Origin of the sequence: Weissella sagaensis (assembly GCF_010306265.1) — a bacterium.
Taxonomy (GTDB): Bacteria; Bacillota; Bacilli; order Lactobacillales; family Lactobacillaceae; genus Weissella; species Weissella sagaensis.
Map to the genome: position 1 here is coordinate 1 of NZ_BLKA01000015.1, position 16,508 is coordinate 16,508.

At 35.7% G+C, this 16,508-nt stretch carries 16 protein-coding genes and 2 pseudogenes; 6 read left to right on the forward strand and 12 right to left on the reverse strand.

Going from position 1 to position 16,508, the window contains the following annotated elements; all coding sequences use genetic code 11:
* Together G7Y65_RS09135 and G7Y65_RS09140 are read left to right on the forward strand one after the other, a co-directional pair.
* Positions 1-1,048: ATP-dependent nuclease (locus G7Y65_RS09135; protein WP_165314835.1), on the forward strand; the 1,048-nt coding region annotated here is incomplete at its 5' end.
* Positions 1,038-2,558, forward strand: coding sequence for an ATP-dependent helicase (locus tag G7Y65_RS09140; protein ID WP_165314836.1), 1,521 nt, complete (start codon positions 1,038-1,040; stop codon positions 2,556-2,558). The genes G7Y65_RS09135 and G7Y65_RS09140, both read left to right, overlap by 11 nt.
* Positions 2,559-2,703: 145 nt before the next feature.
* Here the strand turns inward: G7Y65_RS09140 and G7Y65_RS09145 are convergent.
* The 10 genes and pseudogenes from G7Y65_RS09145 to G7Y65_RS09190 form a co-directional block, all read right to left on the reverse strand.
* Positions 2,704-3,001 (reverse strand): annotated as a pseudogene (locus G7Y65_RS09145) (MobV family relaxase); the annotation flags it as partial.
* A 326-nt stretch (positions 3,002-3,327) separates the two neighbouring features.
* Positions 3,328-4,659, reverse strand: a complete 1,332-nt coding sequence (locus tag G7Y65_RS09155; RefSeq protein ID WP_165314837.1) for a dihydrolipoyl dehydrogenase family protein — start codon at positions 4,657-4,659, stop codon at positions 3,328-3,330.
* Between the two features lie 17 nt (positions 4,660-4,676).
* The gene (locus G7Y65_RS09495) at positions 4,677-4,808 is read right to left on the reverse strand and encodes a hypothetical protein (RefSeq protein WP_275066892.1); all 132 of its coding nucleotides are present in this window, start codon (positions 4,806-4,808) and stop codon (positions 4,677-4,679) included.
* A 12-nt stretch (positions 4,809-4,820) separates the two neighbouring features.
* Positions 4,821-5,468, reverse strand: a complete 648-nt coding sequence (locus G7Y65_RS09160; RefSeq protein WP_165314838.1) for a DsbA family oxidoreductase — start codon at positions 5,466-5,468, stop codon at positions 4,821-4,823.
* 18 nt (positions 5,469-5,486) lie between these two features.
* On the reverse strand, positions 5,487-6,431 hold the full coding sequence (gene trxB, locus G7Y65_RS09165; RefSeq protein ID WP_165314839.1) for a thioredoxin-disulfide reductase: 945 nt from the start codon (positions 6,429-6,431) through the stop codon (positions 5,487-5,489).
* Positions 6,432-6,521: 90 nt separating this feature from the next.
* Positions 6,522-6,650 (reverse strand): annotated as a pseudogene (locus G7Y65_RS09170) (aspartate racemase); the annotation flags it as partial.
* Positions 6,650-6,973, reverse strand: a complete 324-nt coding sequence (locus G7Y65_RS09175) for a thioredoxin family protein (RefSeq protein ID WP_006844823.1) — start codon at positions 6,971-6,973, stop codon at positions 6,650-6,652. The gene G7Y65_RS09175 and the pseudogene G7Y65_RS09170, both read right to left, overlap by 1 nt.
* 20 nt (positions 6,974-6,993) lie before the next feature.
* Entirely contained in the window at positions 6,994-7,308 is a 315-nt protein-coding gene (trxA, locus tag G7Y65_RS09180; RefSeq protein ID WP_006844824.1) for a thioredoxin, read from the reverse strand.
* 13 nt (positions 7,309-7,321) lie between these two features.
* Positions 7,322-7,603, reverse strand: coding sequence for a thioredoxin family protein (locus G7Y65_RS09185; protein WP_008855846.1), 282 nt, complete (start codon positions 7,601-7,603; stop codon positions 7,322-7,324).
* A gap of 125 nt (positions 7,604-7,728) precedes the next feature.
* Positions 7,729-8,373 (reverse strand): ArsR/SmtB family transcription factor, encoded by a 645-nt coding sequence (locus G7Y65_RS09190; protein WP_027822193.1) that lies wholly within the window; start codon positions 8,371-8,373, stop codon positions 7,729-7,731.
* A 243-nt stretch (positions 8,374-8,616) separates the two neighbouring features.
* Here G7Y65_RS09190 and G7Y65_RS09195 point away from each other — a divergent pair, with 243 nt between their 5' ends.
* From G7Y65_RS09195 to G7Y65_RS09205, 3 genes are read left to right on the forward strand one after another with little or no spacing between them, the layout of a single operon-like run.
* The gene (locus G7Y65_RS09195) at positions 8,617-9,663 is read left to right on the forward strand and encodes a DNA adenine methylase (RefSeq protein ID WP_165314840.1); all 1,047 of its coding nucleotides are present in this window, start codon (positions 8,617-8,619) and stop codon (positions 9,661-9,663) included.
* On the forward strand, positions 9,656-10,567 hold the full coding sequence (locus G7Y65_RS09200; protein WP_165314841.1) for a DNA adenine methylase: 912 nt from the start codon (positions 9,656-9,658) through the stop codon (positions 10,565-10,567). Before G7Y65_RS09195 ends, G7Y65_RS09200 begins: the two co-directional genes overlap by 8 nt.
* Complete coding sequence (locus tag G7Y65_RS09205) at positions 10,548-12,182, forward strand: AlwI family type II restriction endonuclease (protein WP_165314842.1); 1,635 nt, start codon at positions 10,548-10,550, stop codon at positions 12,180-12,182. Before G7Y65_RS09200 ends, G7Y65_RS09205 begins: the two co-directional genes overlap by 20 nt.
* 139 nt (positions 12,183-12,321) lie before the next feature.
* On the opposite strand, the gene G7Y65_RS09210 is transcribed toward G7Y65_RS09205, so the two are convergent.
* Positions 12,322-12,903 carry a DNA-binding protein gene (locus tag G7Y65_RS09210; RefSeq protein ID WP_165314843.1) on the reverse strand — a complete coding sequence of 194 codons (582 nt, stop codon included), beginning with the start codon at positions 12,901-12,903 and terminating at the stop codon, positions 12,322-12,324.
* Complete coding sequence (locus tag G7Y65_RS09215; protein WP_165314844.1) at positions 12,896-14,050, reverse strand: RepB family plasmid replication initiator protein; 1,155 nt, start codon at positions 14,048-14,050, stop codon at positions 12,896-12,898. Before G7Y65_RS09215 ends, G7Y65_RS09210 begins: the two co-directional genes overlap by 8 nt.
* Positions 14,051-15,683: 1,633 nt before the next feature.
* Here G7Y65_RS09215 and G7Y65_RS09220 point away from each other — a divergent pair.
* Positions 15,684-16,508: AAA family ATPase (locus G7Y65_RS09220; RefSeq protein WP_165314845.1), on the forward strand; the 825-nt coding region annotated here is incomplete at its 3' end.

Genomic DNA, 16,508 nt, shown 5'->3' on the forward strand with positions numbered 1-16,508 from the left:
TATTCGTAGCGAACAGACTATGGGCGGATTTACCAATAATTTGGCGCCGTATATAAGCTTTGGTCAGGACAACCCAGCATATCCAGCCGGCGGAGATGGGCGGAAGAAAATTCTTGCATATGCTGTACAAAATGCCCTTGTAAAGCAAAGACAGAATCAGAAATCTAAGATTACTGTCTTTTTAATTGAGGAGCCGGAGAATAGTCTTCACAAAGGGATTCAAAAGAGCTTGTCTAGGAGGTTATTTGCTGAGGATATCTATCGATACTTCTTTATGACGACTCATTCCAGTGAAATTGTTTCTGAGATGGATAGAACAATGCTGATTAGAATCTCTGATCAACGGATGATGGGAACTTTCTATAAAGTGCCAAATGAGTTTCGTGTCATAAGACAAGGATACAATGCACCGATTGCAGAGGCTTTGTTTTATGACAAAGTTTTGATTGTAGAGGGGCCCTCTGAGAAGCTATTGATTGATGCTATTGGAAAAAGTCTAGATCTTTTCCCCGAGGAGAACGGTAAGTTCGTGATGATTGCTTTTGGGATTGGGTTAAAGATTTTTTTTGACTTGTTGTCAAAGCTTGGAATTACGGTTCTGGTTCGAACAGATAACGATGTAAAACCAAATGAATCCGGCCATACGGAATATTCCTTTCCAGGAATAAAACGGTTGACCGAGTTGTATTCAGGAGGGTTAAATTATTCAACTTATTGGTCCGGCAAAAATTCGATGGAACAGGAATGTAACGAATTGGAATTTTTAAAAAGAACTGTTTACGAAAACGAAGACACAAAAACTCTTGCCCAAAATAAATTATTTTTGGCCAAAGATGATTTGGAGAACGACATGTGGAATGTTGCTCAAAATGAGATTGAGAAAGACATAAAATGTAGTTTTCTTGAGGGAAAGGACTTTGTGAAGTGGTTGCAAGCGAAAAAATCACTTCATATGTTGGAATACACCAGATTGCTTTCTCGAGATACATCGCAAAAATTGTTGGACGGGTTAGATGGACTTGAGGAGTTTTTTGGAAATGATAGATAATATTGAAGATTTGGCTGAAAGACAAGCAATTGTTGAGGCTGATGGAAATACTGTTATCCTTGCTTCTGCCGGTACGGGGAAAACACATACTATAATTGATAAGATTCTGTATATTTCTAATAATGATGGTGCATCTTTTAAGAAGATTGCAGCAATTACGTTTACCGAGAAGGCTGCTGATGAAATTAAGGACAGGCTTCATGAAAATAAAATGGAGTCACTGGTAGTAGCTAAAACAATGCATGCTTGGGTATTAAATGAGATTTTGCAACCATTCTTACCGAATATGTGTAGTTTTAATTTTGAGGGCAATATCAAATTCGGGTTTGGAAAAACAAAACCAAAGATTAAAAGTTTTGAAGAAGGCCTACACCATCTAGATAATAACGGTGAAATCTTAAGTTATGTCTCAAAACCCAAGTGGGATGTGGACCCAATCGTTCCTTATATAGAAGACGGCAATGACTTTACATTTCAACTGGCAATGATAGTGCTGACAAACAGCCAGAGCGCTTCTGATTATATAAAATCCGCCTACCGATGGATTTTTGTTGACGAGTATCAGGATGTAAATAAAGATCAGAACGCACTTATTAAATATTTAATTGATGAGTTACACATAAAGGCGGTGTTAGTCGGAGATAACAAGCAAGAAATTTACTCATTCAGAGGGTCGAACGGCAAATATTTAACAGATTTTTCAGATAGAGCGGATTTTGGGAGTTTCAGATTGACCCATAATTTTCGATCAAACGCTGGAATTGTTTCATATTCTAGATTGTTTGATTCTGCTTCTTTCGAAAAAAATGAATTTTCCATAAAGGATTGCAGAGATGTAACTTTTGTACCTGTTACAGATGAGAACTTGCAGATTGAGGAGCTTGCTTCCAGAATTATGCGTGAAAATCCCCAGGATAGCATAATGATATTGCGTAGTCAGAATGACATAATTTCTAATTTAAAATCTTCTTCTGATTTTTTTAATAAGTTTCAAACTAGGGTGAAACTGGCTTACGAGGAGAGTGACTTCGCTGCTTTTTTTTCGATGCTCATTAAAATAAGATTTAATTCAGAAATCTTATTTGGATTAACACAATTTATACCCGTTAGTATTTTCCACAAAAATTTTCAGAAGTTAAAAAATAAGTTAGATGCTGCCGTTTCCATTAATGGTGATCAGGAAAATCAAGAATTTTATGTTTATGTAAGGAGACTTAGTAACCTTGATATTTTGGAAGTCGATTGGCAAGCATTCGAGAGTTCACTGGCAGACGAAAAGCAGATTGAAACAGTCCTTGAAGGACATCAAAAATATTCAATTTTAACGGTGCACAGTGCAAAAGGGCTTGAAGCGGATCACGTCATATACTCGACGAATGATGCGTTTTGGAGAGGTGAATTTCAAGAAAATAATCATTATGTGGCCATAACAAGGGCCAAGAAAAAATTGTGGTTACTGGATACGGCACCTATGTACAAGACAAAATTGGTGTCACTTTTACAAAAGTGATGCGGAGATAATTTTGAAATGACTTTTGGTATGTGTTATGAAAAAAGTCCGTTCATGACGTTAAAGAAAGTTGAGAGTAGATTAGAATGGGCTATGCATCAAGGACAACGAATAAAAAAGTACTAAAAACTTTCGGAGCTAAGTAAGTGGCTTTATTCATCGTGGCTAATACGCTTTTAAAGCGATCTAAGTGGTCTGGTTTAAGCACCGTCTTGCCAAGATAAGGCTCGTTTAAAATCATCAATTTGTTGTTCGGCTAATTCAACTTCCGTTAAGTCTTGATCCGTGATTTTAAGTACAGCCTGTTTAGCCCTGATATTTTCTTCAACGTCAGCTAGTTCGTTTTTTAAGGCGTTAAACTGATCATTGTATTTTTTGATTTCAGCGACATTCTCAAAGGGTAAGGTTTTGTTATTTAAAATGCCTTGTTCATAAAAGGGTAGCTTTCTTGACCCAAATAGCATGTGCTAATAATTGCATAACCAATCCAAATATTATAGTTGGACTGCATGTAGACGCGATAAGCGCGAAAACTATCCAAAAGCGTCTCATGTAGACTTGTTAGCATGTTAGAATATTTAATCGGGAAAACAGCTTGTTGCACCATAACCTAGTTACCTCTTTTTTTAATCGTGGGAATCAAGTCATTACAGGTGTTATTTTAATTATAAGCCAAAAAACAGTCCCTATTATCTAATCGATAGATAATAGGGGCTGTTTTAATAGGTTTTTACAGGGGCGATATATCACAAATAGACCCCTCTTGTTGTTAAATTAATGTTCTAATTTTATATGCTAAACCAGGGAAAGCCATTATCATCTTTTCTTTCCAAACCTCTGGATCAACATCAATTGCCATAACAGGAATTAGTGCATTGATATCATCTACTGCTGTTTGGCTAATTTCAGCAGCGCCCACGAGATGATTTTGCTTGTCAAAGACTAATGATAATCGTGCGTGATCATCTGTTCCAGCATAAAAAAAGTCACCTTGAGTAATATCAATATCTTTAATTGAATAATTACTGTCTTCCTTTGCTTTATCAATACTAATTCCAGCTTGAGCGAGTTGGGGGAATGTGAACGTAACGGTTCCAATTACTGGGTACCTAAGAGGTTCAGTTGTTTTATTAGTAAGTAAGGCACTTAAGTAGTCTGCTTCAAACTGTGCCGTAGAGGTTAATGCTGGTGCGGTTTTATCAACAATATCGCCCATTGCGTAAATGTTATTTGCTGATGTGGTCAAATATTTATCAACTTTAATTCCGCGGTTGCTATACTCTACACCAGCATTATCAAGTTTCAATGCATTAATTTCAGGAACTCTACCACTGGCATTAATAACTTTATCAAAAGTGCCAAGGTTGCCGTTAGCTGATTGAATCTCATAGCCAGTTTGTGCTTCGGTAACAGCTGTAACATTTGTGTTAAATATAAAATTAATACCAAGTGAGTTTTTCATTTCATCAACTAACTGATGAACGTGTTGGCTGTAAAATCCCTCTAGCGGTTGGCCGGATCGGACAATAACGGTTACTTTAACCCCGGCAGCAGACAACAATGTAGCAAATTCCATACCAACGTAACCACTTCCGATAATTGCGACGTTCTTTGGAGTATCTTCGAGTTCAAAAAGGTTAGTACTAGTAAGTAGGTACTCGTGGCCAGGAATGTTAAGAGGATGCGGCTTTTTTCCGGTTGCGATTACAAAATTATCAGCAGTGATTTTTTTATTATTAACTTCAATGGTATGTTGATCAACAAATGATGCTTCACCCTTGATGGTAGTCGCACCCAGGCCTTCATACATACTTTGCATATTATTTAGGAATGACGCCATAGCCTTATTCTTTTGCTGAATAAGTTCTTTCCAGTCAAGCTTAGCTGGTTGAGTAATTCCCTTACCTTGCAAACGCATTGAAGTTAAGGTTGCTCGTGCTGCTCCTTCTAAGAAAATCTTGGGTTCGCAGCCTTCGTTAGGGCAAATTCCGCCAAACCGATTCTTTTCAACAACCGCGATTTTCTTTCCGCTATTCTGCATTCCCAATAGGAAACGATAAACTGATGGCCCACTGCCAATAACAACGTAGTCAAACTTCATTTATAGCTTCCCTCCATTTATTTTGTTTTCTTCTTCTTATCCTCAGTTTGCTTTTGATGTTCAGAGATAGTACAACCGTCTGGCCCACATACAGCAGCATCATTATTATCGCCAAATATTGTATTAAATTGTGGCTTATCTTCGGTCATCGTAAATTCCTCCTAATTTTCTTCTGCTTGAACTCGCTTTAAGGCTTTAACAAAAACTTCATATGGTTGGGCACCACTAATTGCATACTTATTATTGATTACAAAAAAAGGTGCAGCATGAATACCGGATTGTTGAGCCTCTGCCTCGTCATTGACCACAGCTTGATGATATTGGTTAGAATTAAGCACTTTTTCTACTTCGTCTTTAGCAAGCCCAGCTTCCATTGCCGCATTTAATAGCACATCATGGTCAGAAATCGATTGACCATCACTAAAGTAAACTTGGTAGAAGCGTCTAATTACTCGTTCAGTCAAATCAGGATCATTTTTAGTTTCTGCGAATTTAATAATCCGGTGCGCATCCATACTATTTGTAGGTACTACACTGTCAAGATCCATTGGTAGACCATCGTTATGCGCCATTTGTTCGATGTAAGCCATTTGCTTTTTGGCCTGTGGCTCCATTGCCTTATTTCCCTGAGTGAAGTGATTAATGTATCCTTCATCGGTTTCCTTTGGTGTTGCAGGGTTAAGCTCGAATGATTTGAACTCTAATTCAGTTGTGTCATAAATACCAATTTCCTTCATTGCTCGTTTCATTCGGTTAGAACCGATATAACAAAAGGGGCAAGCAATGTCTGACCAATATTTGATTTCCATAAAGTAATTTTCCTCTCTTTAATCTTTAACCGTTTGCCGATGCTTTATGGCTTCGAAATATTCAAAGGCGTTTTGCCCAGCAATACCACCATCGCCAACCGCAGTTGTAATTTGCCGCAGTTGCTTTTGCCGGACATCACCAATTGCATAGATTCCAGGAATTGTTGTTTCCATTTGATCGTTAGTTATAATCCAACCAGCTTGATCGGTAATATTTAAATTATTGAAAATTTGGCTATTTGGAAAGTTACCGACATAAACGAAAACTCCATCAGTGTCTAGGGTTGTATCATCACCGACCTGATTGTTATGAATTTTTACTCCAGTAACATGATTTTCATCACCTAAAATCTCTGTCACACTAGTATTCCAAGTGAAATCTGTCTTATCGTTATCAAAAGCACGATTTTGTAATACCTTTTGTGCCCGTAACTGATCGCGACGATGAATGACATTAACTCCATCAGTGACATTAGCTAAGTACAATCCTTCAGAAATTGCTGAATCACCACCGCCAACTACAGTCACGTTCTTTCCTTTAAAGAAAGAACCATCACATACTGCACAGTAAGAAACCCCTTTTCCGGAGAACTTTTCTTCACCTGGTACACCTAATTTTCGATTATTAGATCCTGTTGCAATAATTACTGCGCTTGCTACTAACTCGTCACTATCGGTTTGAATATGCTTCATTTGTTGATCATCAACGGTAACGTTTTGGACATCACCATATACAAAATTTACTCCGGCCTTAACGGTTCCTTGATACATTTTCTCACCAAGTTCAGGACCCTTAATTGTTGTAAAACCAGGGTAGTTTTCAATGTCATCGGTGTTGTTCATTTGTCCACCATAAATACCGCGATCAAGCATTGCTACATTTAAATTAGCTCGTGCTGCATATAAGGCAGCGGTCATTCCACCAGGACCGGCCCCAATCACTACTACATCATATTTCCTCATTAAATTTCACTCCAATCTACTTATTAGTCGTCACGTAACGCTAATCCCTTATCCAATGAACGATTAACAATGACTTCTTGTGAATCAATAATGGTTAACCACTATATAATCTAAATGGTCTTGGTCTTTATGGGTTTCAGTTTTCTTATTAAGGAGTCGGACATAACTTTCAGTTGCTAACGTCCCCATACCGCCAAGAATAGTTAAAAAATTCTTCATTAGTTAATAGTGTTGGTAATGAAGTTTTCGACTTCTTCTTTAGTCTTCCGATCTTTATTGACAAGTCTTCCGATTTCTTGCCCATCTCTAAAAATAACGAAGCTTGGAATACCAAAGATGTTTAGTTCTTGAGCCAATTCGGTATTCTCATCACGATCGACACTGATGAAAGTGTAATCTTTGAATTCTTGTTCAATTTCTGGTAGATGAGGCTTGATAAAGCTACAATCAGGGCACCAAGAAGCTATAAAAACTAAAATATATTTTCCATTCTTCAGTTTTTTATCAAATTCTTTTTTATTCATTACTGATAGTTGTTCGATTTAGCTTCTCCCCTCTTAACCTAATTAGTATATTGAGCAAGAACGGTTTTAAGTTGGTCCTTACTTTGGAGGCCAACCAGCTTATCAACTACTTGGCCATCTTTTTTGATAATTAAGGTTGGAATAGACATAATTCCAAATTCCATTGGTGTTTCTTGATTTGCATCTACGTCCATTTTAGTGATTTTGACTTTATCGCCAATTTCTTTATCAAGTTGTTCAATAATCGGTCCTTGCATTCGACATGGAGGACACCAAGTAGCCCAAAAATCAGTTAATGTAACACCGGTACTAGTTTCTTTCACAAAGTCTTTGTCAGTTAAGTTCTTAACCATAAGAGTCGCTCCTTTATAGGTAATATTTAATTAAAGTTGTTAATTGTGATTGATCAATAAAACGGGTAATTTTTTCAACGATTTTTCCATCACGCAGCAAAATAGTACTGGGTGCGGAATAAACATTGTATTTTTTTGCTAGTTCTGGGTGAGCATCTGAATTCACTACCCGAACGTTTAAATATGAATTAAAGTCATGGCTAATCTTATTTATTATTGGTCGCTGCGTATAACACTGGGCGCACCAATTATTCTCAAAATTAATTAAGGTTAGCGTTTTATCAATAGTAGACAAGTTATGTCACTGCCTTTCAAGTATTCAATTGTTAGCTTGAATAGTTTAATAATATCACATACTTTTTGTAAGTCAATATAAAAGCACGATTTAATCAATAAATGACTAAATCGTGCTTAAACTGTTTATTCTGTTATTTTATTCCAATAATAGTAACTTGAATTTAAACTAACTGCGTCAAAACCATTTCTATTTAAGATCTGTGTGGCAATGTTGGAATTAGCACATAGTCTTCCACGGCAATAAACAATAATTTTTTGATCTTTAGGTAATTTGGGCATTGATTCTTTTAATGTTTCCAATGGGACATTAATTGCCGATTGTATGTGGCCTGCTGCATATTCATCAGAAGGTCGTACATCAAGGACAAAGCAATTTTTGTATTCTTCTTGAGCTTGCTTTAACGAAATGGTTTTAACGTTATCTTGAGCGTCTGATTTATCCTGAATTGTTTTCATATCTGAAAGTTCACTGTTGCCAATGTCGGTTAATAGGTGCACAAGATCACTAATTTTGGGAGAACTAAGGCTATAAATAATATGATTGCCTTTTCGTTTTGTTTTAACCAGATGACTGTCCTTCAATATTTGTAGATGGCGTGAGGCGTTAGCTACACTTATTCCGACCCCGTTGGCAATAGTTTCAACTGATTTGGGTGCTTGAGTTAAAAGATCAAGAATTTCTAATCGTCGATCACTGCTTAGCCCCTTACCAATTTTAGACAGTTCTTCATATAGTCCATTTTTGTAGTTAACTGCTTGTTCAAACATTTTCTCCCCACCTTTTCAACTATTTTGTTGAATAGTTTACCAGTTTTCCTATGAAATTGAAATTCAATATTATTAGTTAATAAATTAATGGGCCTTGTCTTTTTAGATTTAGGAGTCATCCTATAATTATAGACCCAAAAAATTATATCTCATACATTTTATGTATTATGGCTAATGTAGGTAAAATACATGGTAAACTGTGTAAGATACAGTTTAACCTAATGATAGAAGGGACGAAATGCTATGAGCACTTTGAAAAAAAACATAGATACTAAGCATTTCAATATCGATAATCGTCGATATATTGGAAATAAGAATAAGTTGATGCCATGGATTAGTTCACTAATCCATGAAAAGACAAAAGGTACATCTTTTTTTGACGTTTTTGCTGGAACAGGCTCAGTTACAGAATGGGAACTGCCGGACTTCGAGACTTTTTATATAAATGATTTTTTGTTTAGCAATGAGATTATCTTCAAGGCTTTTTTTGGAAATGAAGCATATGATCCCGATAAGCTAGATGAATTATCTGTGGAATATAATCAAATTAACGAACGTCGTGAGGATGATGACTACTTCTCTACAAATTATGGGGACAAATTTTTTAGTTATAACGACGCATTAAAAATTGGAGAAATACGTGAACGAATAGAAAAATCGATCTCATTGAATGATCGTGAGCGAAGTATATTAATAGCTTCATTAGTTTATTCAGCAGATAGGGTAGCCAATACGGTAGGTCACTACGATGCATACAGAAAGATTAATGAAATCCCTGACAAATTCGTTTTTGGTCTGATTACTCCAGAGCAAACAACTGGTAAGAAAATCAATATTTATCGGCGTGATGCTAATGAACTAATTCGTGAAATAAACGCAGATGTAGTATTCCTAGATCCACCATACAATTCACGTCAATATAGTCGTTTCTACCATGTCTTAGAAGCAATCGTGAAGTGGGATAAGCCACAACTATTTGGTGTGGCTATGAAACCCAAAGCCGAAAATATATCCGATTATTCCAAAAATTCAGCACCAATGGTGTTTGACGATTTGATTAAGAATATAAATGGACGGTATATAGTAGTTACATACAATAATACGTATGAGAATGCGAATTCGTCTAGTTCACGTAATAAGATTACACACGAACAGATTTTGAAATCATTGAACTCAGTTGGTAATACACAAGTATTTAACAAAAACTATAAGTCATTTAATTCGGGAAATACTGATTTAGGTGATCATAAGGAGTTTGTATTTATTACCGAGGTAATAAATCATGGATAAATTGAGATCACCATTGTTTTATGTTGGTGATAAGTATAAGTTGATGCCGCAACTATTAACTTTATTCCCAACTAACATCAACACATTCTATGATGTCTTTGTTGGTGGCGGATCTGCATCTTTGAATACGAACGCGCAGCAGTATCAATTTAATGATTTCGATAGTAAAATTATGGCATTACATAAGTATTTGCTTGAACGCACACAGAATATTGATTTATTTCTGAATGATATGTATTCGCTTATTGATAAATATGGATTGACGCACTCTGAATTGCGGGAACACCCAAAATTAGCAGAATATAAATCCCAGTATAAGAAAACGTATTTTGCAAAGATGAACAAGAATGCATACATGCAGTTGCGAGATGATTACAACAAAAACACAACTGAAATTTCTCTATTGTACCTTTTACTGGTATACGGATTTAACCACATGACCAGATTTAATTCATCAGGAATGTTTAACTTACCAGTTGGGAATGTAGATTGGAATAAAAATGTCACAAATGCTTTGAAATTCTATGGGGATTTTGCCGCTGCTAACAAACCTAAACTATGCAACGAAGATTTTGAAGATTTTATAAAGTCACGAGACTACCAACCCAATGATTTTGTATATCTTGATCCTCCTTATTTAATAACATTTTCAGAATATAATAAAAATTGGGGGGAAGATGAAGAGTTACGTTTGTATTCTGTTATTGATTGGTTAACTAGCAGGGGAATCCAATGGGGATTATCAAATATTTTAGACTACAAAGGCCGTCGCAATGACATCTTGTATAACTGGATGGTTAAATATGACGTTCACGAAATAAGCAGTAACTATATTTCACGATTTGATAACACAATTAAGAATTCGAAAGAGGTCTACATTACTAATGTCAGCACGGAGATTTAACAAAAAAGCACTATTGTTAGCCACAACTGTTCGTAATCCTGAACGTTTCCCAGCTTTCTTAGCTGCTTTAAAACCCTTCGATGGAACCATATTCGATGAATCAGTTGCTCGCAAGGTTGCTCAAACATTGATTCGAATACGTGAATACAACCCAAATACTGCCATCAATAATGTAACTGAACTCACAAAATATAAAGGTACTGATGACGAAATGAGCGATAATGATGCCCTTACAGCTGTAAATTGGGCGTTAGAACATCTTTCAGGACATGGAGTTGGTGGTTTTCCAAAGAAGTCTTGGGGTGGTCGTGCAGTTGAATGGTTTGGCCTAATGCAGGAGCTTGGTGCCGTTCGTATTGAAAAAGACAAAGAAATTAAGTTCTCTTCTTTCGGAAATGATATGGCTCGCGTATATAGCGATGAATCTGTTCAGAACGCTGATGCATTAGTTGCCAATTTCTGGCTCAACGGAATGATGAAGTTACAACCAAAATCACCATTTCGATCAGGTACTATTGAAAATCGGCCCTTTGTATTAATGCTGGACGTTATTTTGAAACTGTCTGATAAATTTGGGCCTGATGATCCTGGCCTTTCACGGGCCGAAATATCCCTCTTGTTAAATTGGGACGGTAGTGATGCGCAAGAATTTTTAGACTATATCTTAAACATTCGTAGTCGTTTTGGTAAACAAATAAGTTCTGATTTGGTGTATGAGCTTGTTATGAACAATGATCATATGCTAAAGGGAGAATCTGAAACTAGATTCAAGAAGCCTCAAATTGTACAAGATATCGTTGATGACTGGATGCGTAAATCACGGATGACTGGTATTATACAGCTTAGGGGCCTTGGTCGTTACCTGGATATTCTCCCAGAAGAAGAAGATAAAGCACGTTATATCGTTAAGAATTATGGTGTGTTTAATGACACCATGGATATGGACCAGTACTTTTCATCTGTTTCTACGTTTGACGAGAATATTCGATTTTATGAGGCTGCTCCTGTTGTCGATCACATTGACGAAAAGATGAAGGCAATTAATCAATTTGCTGATGAGTTATCATGGGACGAACTTGTTTACGAATTAAGCGTGTTAAATGGCGGAAACAAATCTTCAAAACATGATTTGTTAAAGCTAATTCGTGATCCATTACGTTTTGAGTTTTTATCCGCAATTGCGACTCGTAAGAGTTTTCCGAAGGCATTAATTGAGGCAAACTACTCAGCAGATGATGAGGGCCTACCAAAATCTACAGCAATTGGAAATATTCCTGATTTATTTGCTAAGGACGATACAACTGGGGTTACTATCGAAGTAACATTGCAAACTAGTAAATCTCAGGCAACAAATGAAATCCCAGCAATTTCACGTCATCTGGCTGCTATAAAAAAACAATATGACCGAGATGACTATTTTACAGTGTTTGTTGCTAAGGGCTTGCACCCGGATTCTCAATTTATGGCTGACTTTGCCTATGCACGGGATAGACAATTAATTTCGACATATGGCATCACCGAATTTGCAAAAAAAATGAGACATTCTTCTAATATTTCTGATCTTAGAAAAAAACCAGAAAGTAATTTTTTAAAAAATCTAACGTTGATTAAATAACGTGTTCTATAAGAATATACGTTTAATCATGTTCTTTATAAGAAAAGGGCACAAGTTATCTAGTTTATTGATAACTTGTGCCTTTTTAACAAATAATCGAAACGCTTTTGTATTTTATATCGGGTATTAAATGACGAAATTATTTACCAAAATGCCACCATTTTTTACTTTGCTTTTGATCCCCTTTTACTCTATTTTCTACTGCGTTATCTTTTTGAATAAAATCGTCTCCTTCACTACCCTGAGTTGACATAGCTACCGATTTTAATTCTTTGATTTCTGACTTGTACTCATCTAGCAGCTTTTTGTCTTGCAAGGCCAATCGTTGTTGCTGGTCTAGTAAGTTTTGTGTCTGATTCTGAATTTCAACTAGACTTTTTATCTGTTCATCTTTAATCGATAACTGACCATCTTTTTTATTCAGTTGTTCTTTCAAATAACTGATTTGATCAGACTTTTCATCAATTAGTTTATTTTTCTCAGTGTCTAATAAACTATCTAATTCGTGTCTATTTTGGATATCAGATGCATCTAATTCAACCGCCGAATTGTATCCCATGCTTGATTTTATCTTTGATATAGCAGACTTATCAAGATATATAGTACCGTCCAATCTTTTTATCAAATCTGTATCTAATTTAGACACTTGATAATGTATTTTCTTTTTTGAGACGCCCAACTCTTCAGCGAGTTCTCGAATTGTTTTTAAATTGTCACTCATGATCTATATCCTGCCTTTTAACGATTGGTAGATACTGTTCAATCGATTTTTTAAGATACTTAGCAATATTCTTTTTAGAATAGTCATCTTGTTTATCTCGGATATATGCTAAGTGTTCTTTCACGCCCTTTAAACCACGTAACTCTTTTAATTCGTCATAGAGTGGATAAACATTTTTCTGTAGACCTGACAAAATAGCCGTATCCGTCAAATCAATATATGACAATAGGAAATGTTCCATCAGTAACTTTGTATATGGACTTTTTATAGCCTTAACTGTCAACATATCTTCTGTCTCTTCTTGACGTATCTTATCGTCAATATAGGCTGGATCATATTGTTTGTAACTGATATCCTCAGCCACTTGTTTTTTAGTGATATGAAAGACAATGCTATCGATGCTACGTCCTTTTTTGATTTTTTCGTATGTTACGTTAAGTGTTGTATGATTTGTGATTTCGGAGAGCGGTTCCTTTAGTACCCACTTTTCAAAATTATAAAATCGTTTATATTCATCAACTGTATCAGTCATTTGACGTAAATCCTGAATACTCATGGTGGGATTGCGGTAACTTTCAACTTGTTTCTCTCTTCGCCCACCTTTAACACTATAGTGATCATATTGGTTGTAATTCATTGATAACCAGCGATACAAAATAATTGCATACTTACTATTCAATTCTGCAATATCTGACAAGGCATGTTGCGTAAAATTGGTTTTAAGATTGATTAAGTAAGGCATGATTTCACGATGAAATTCAATTTTTACTTCGTCATTATAATCTGTCCATTCCACATAAGGGATTGGCACAATACTAACAAACTTAAAACCTTTATCGTGTTCTTTCTTAATCTGAAAAAAAGCTTGTTTCTGCATTTTTTCAATGGCTTCTTTAAAGCGAGAATGTTTATTGCTATCATCCACGTTAAAAAAAGCAAACATCTCTCGCTTTGATAAATAAACTGTATGATCTTCTGGGGGATTTTCCGTATCTATTAGGGAAACGGCTAATTCAAACATTTTCAATGGGGTTTTATCCATTTTCGCAATGCTGGTAATTAAAGAATTATGTTCCACTACTTTTCTTTTTGATAATTCATTCAAGGTCTGTACCTGCCCTGTTTTTAATTCTGGTATAATAGCCATATAAAGGCGCTCCTTTGCGTGTTTGGATTAAGCATGAAGAATGTCTGGCCAAAGATAATTTCTTCATGCTTTTATTATAGCAAACAAGACTAGTTTTTTACATTTTTTCTAGTCTTATGCATAGTATTTTCTAGTCTTATGCATAGTATTTTCTAGTCTTATGCATAGTATTTTCTAGTCTTATTATTCTCTAAACCCTTGATAATACTGACTATATCACCGCGCAAAAGAACAAAAGATTAAAATATAAAAGATAAACTTATAATAGGCTGCGCCTTTTTCCTGCTGAAAAATAAAATCAAAAGATTGACCATACCTAATTTGTAACCGCTGTTTTTAAGGCCATATAAGCGCTTCTAAGCGCAATTAAGCATCATCCATATAAAATACTGTATGTAACGAATAAAACGCCATAAAAGACTTACAAGGAGCTTTTTATGGCGTTTTATTCGTTATAGGTGTTTTTTCGCAGAATATGATTAATGGCTTACTAACCCATAATATTTTATCTAAATACGAGTTTAACGTATCTATCCACAATCGAATCACTAGTCTATTCTGAAAATCGTATGACTCAGAACAGTAATGCCTAGTCATTTTATTAAATGGCCATAAGATCACAAAATAATGGCATTAAATCTTAAAAAAGTTGAATGTACAAGCAATTATTTGCAAGAATCATAACCGAATGAAATGAGGGCAATGCGCACTTACACATCACTTTAAAAAAGTGATGAAATTGCTCTCCTGATTACGTCAGAATGCGCACTTACACCCCACCCAATTTTTGGGCGTGTTTTGTGCTTAAAATGTGTACCAGAAGTTACCGGTGGCAACAACTTAACTAACCGCCCGTTGGTTGGTAGAAACACAAAAAGGTTTAGTGATTATCCACTAAACCTTTTTGTGTTGTAAGAGTGTATTGATAAGTATAGATATGTTCTGTGGGTTACAACTGATCTATCGTGAGCTGGTTAAAGCGAACTTAATTAGACCCTAATAGATTAGTTGAGCTAATTTTAAAGTGGCTGGTAAATAAAAAGCTAGTTATTGCCCTAATTTGGATCGATAACTAGCTTTTTATTGTTGTTGATATAGCGAATTGCTAAGAATATTTTGTGAGGACAAGGCAATTGTACCGCCAAATATCCAAATAGATAGTGTCATTTTTGACCTGTTTGCGAGTAATTGGTCTAAATTGTGAAAAAGCCCGAAAATGACGTTTGTGAAACGCCGTTTCGGGCTTTTTTGGTATTTGTGAATGGGTGTCACTGCACAAAGTGCTGTAAATTGCGCCATGACAGGCACTAATAATCGACGTTATGTTAAATCGCTTTGGTATAGGTTTAAAAATTGTAATATTTTGTCTATTTAGAACTTGTCTTGTTAAACGGTCTCCTTTTTTAGATATTAGAGTAAACTAGTGTAAGTAAGGACATCAGGTTTCATTTTTTAGTTTGTAGTAATTGCAATAATTTATGGCATCGCGTATCTTGCTGTGATTATCTAAATTGTTATGTACGTGAAAATGAGCACAAAGCATTAAGTATTTCGTATAATGTCGTTTTGTGCTTGAACAAGGCCATTAGATAATATGAGAAGGTAGTTATCTTAGTGAAGAGGAGTGGTAGAAATGAAATTTGATAAGATTGAGATTGAGAACTACAGAAATTTTGAAAGTGTAACAACGGCATTGAACAATAAAAATGTTGTTTTTGGATTAAATGATTCTGGAAAAACGAATTTTTTGACCGCAATAAGAACAGTTATGGATTATCGATTTCGAAACAACATCAGCGAAAACGATTTTTTTGAATTGAACACGCAAAAAGTTATCCGGATTAAAATACGTTTAAAAATTGATTTAGACGATGAAGACAGCCAACACCTGGTCAGTGAGATGAAGAGTGCTCGAACTGATAAAGGAGAATCTGAATTCGTATATGTATTGCTTGTTTCCAAATGGGATGATCAAAATATGATGGCCAATACAGAAATTTTTTGGGGTAATGACCCGGATGACGGAAATTTGATTCAAGTTCCAGCGGTAGGCCTGAATAGAACACAAATTGATAGTGTTTTTGATGTAGTATATTTGGATAGCCTGACTGATGGCGGAAAATCATTTAACACATATCGGAGAGGAATTGACACTTCTACAAGTACAGGTGATGAAGATTTGGCGAAAAAAATTGCAGAAAAATTTTCTGACATCAATCATCTAGTCGCTTCGGCTGAAGCTATCAAAAGTGCTCAACATATACTAACTGATGAATACAGGAATCTTCGACAGGAAGAGGCAAATGTAGTTATTCGTAGCGAACAGACTATGGGCGGATTTACCAATAATTTGGCGCCGTATATAAGCTTTGGTCAGGACAACCCAGCATATCCAGCCGGCGGAGATGGGCGGAAGAAAATTCTTGCATATGCTGTACAAAATGCCCTTGTAAAGCAA

Coding starts and splice junctions, on each gene's coding strand:
- G7Y65_RS09140 (WP_165314836.1), top strand. CDS start 1,038: ATGATAGATAATATTGAAGATTTGGCTGAAAGACAAGCAATTGTTGAG.
- G7Y65_RS09155 (WP_165314837.1), bottom strand. CDS start 4,659: ATGAAGTTTGACTACGTTGTTATTGGCAGTGGGCCATCAGTTTATCGT.
- G7Y65_RS09495 (WP_275066892.1), bottom strand. CDS start 4,808: ATGACCGAAGATAAGCCACAATTTAATACAATATTTGGCGATAATAAT.
- G7Y65_RS09160 (WP_165314838.1), bottom strand. CDS start 5,468: ATGGAAATCAAATATTGGTCAGACATTGCTTGCCCCTTTTGTTATATC.
- trxB (WP_165314839.1), bottom strand. CDS start 6,431: ATGAGGAAATATGATGTAGTAGTGATTGGGGCCGGTCCTGGTGGAATG.
- trxA (WP_006844824.1), bottom strand. CDS start 7,308: ATGGTTAAGAACTTAACTGACAAAGACTTTGTGAAAGAAACTAGTACC.
- G7Y65_RS09190 (WP_027822193.1), bottom strand. CDS start 8,373: ATGTTTGAACAAGCAGTTAACTACAAAAATGGACTATATGAAGAACTG.
- G7Y65_RS09195 (WP_165314840.1), top strand. CDS start 8,617: ATGAGCACTTTGAAAAAAAACATAGATACTAAGCATTTCAATATCGAT.
- G7Y65_RS09200 (WP_165314841.1), top strand. CDS start 9,656: ATGGATAAATTGAGATCACCATTGTTTTATGTTGGTGATAAGTATAAG.
- G7Y65_RS09205 (WP_165314842.1), top strand. CDS start 10,548: ATGTCAGCACGGAGATTTAACAAAAAAGCACTATTGTTAGCCACAACT.
- G7Y65_RS09210 (WP_165314843.1), bottom strand. CDS start 12,903: ATGAGTGACAATTTAAAAACAATTCGAGAACTCGCTGAAGAGTTGGGC.
- G7Y65_RS09215 (WP_165314844.1), bottom strand. CDS start 14,050: ATGGCTATTATACCAGAATTAAAAACAGGGCAGGTACAGACCTTGAAT.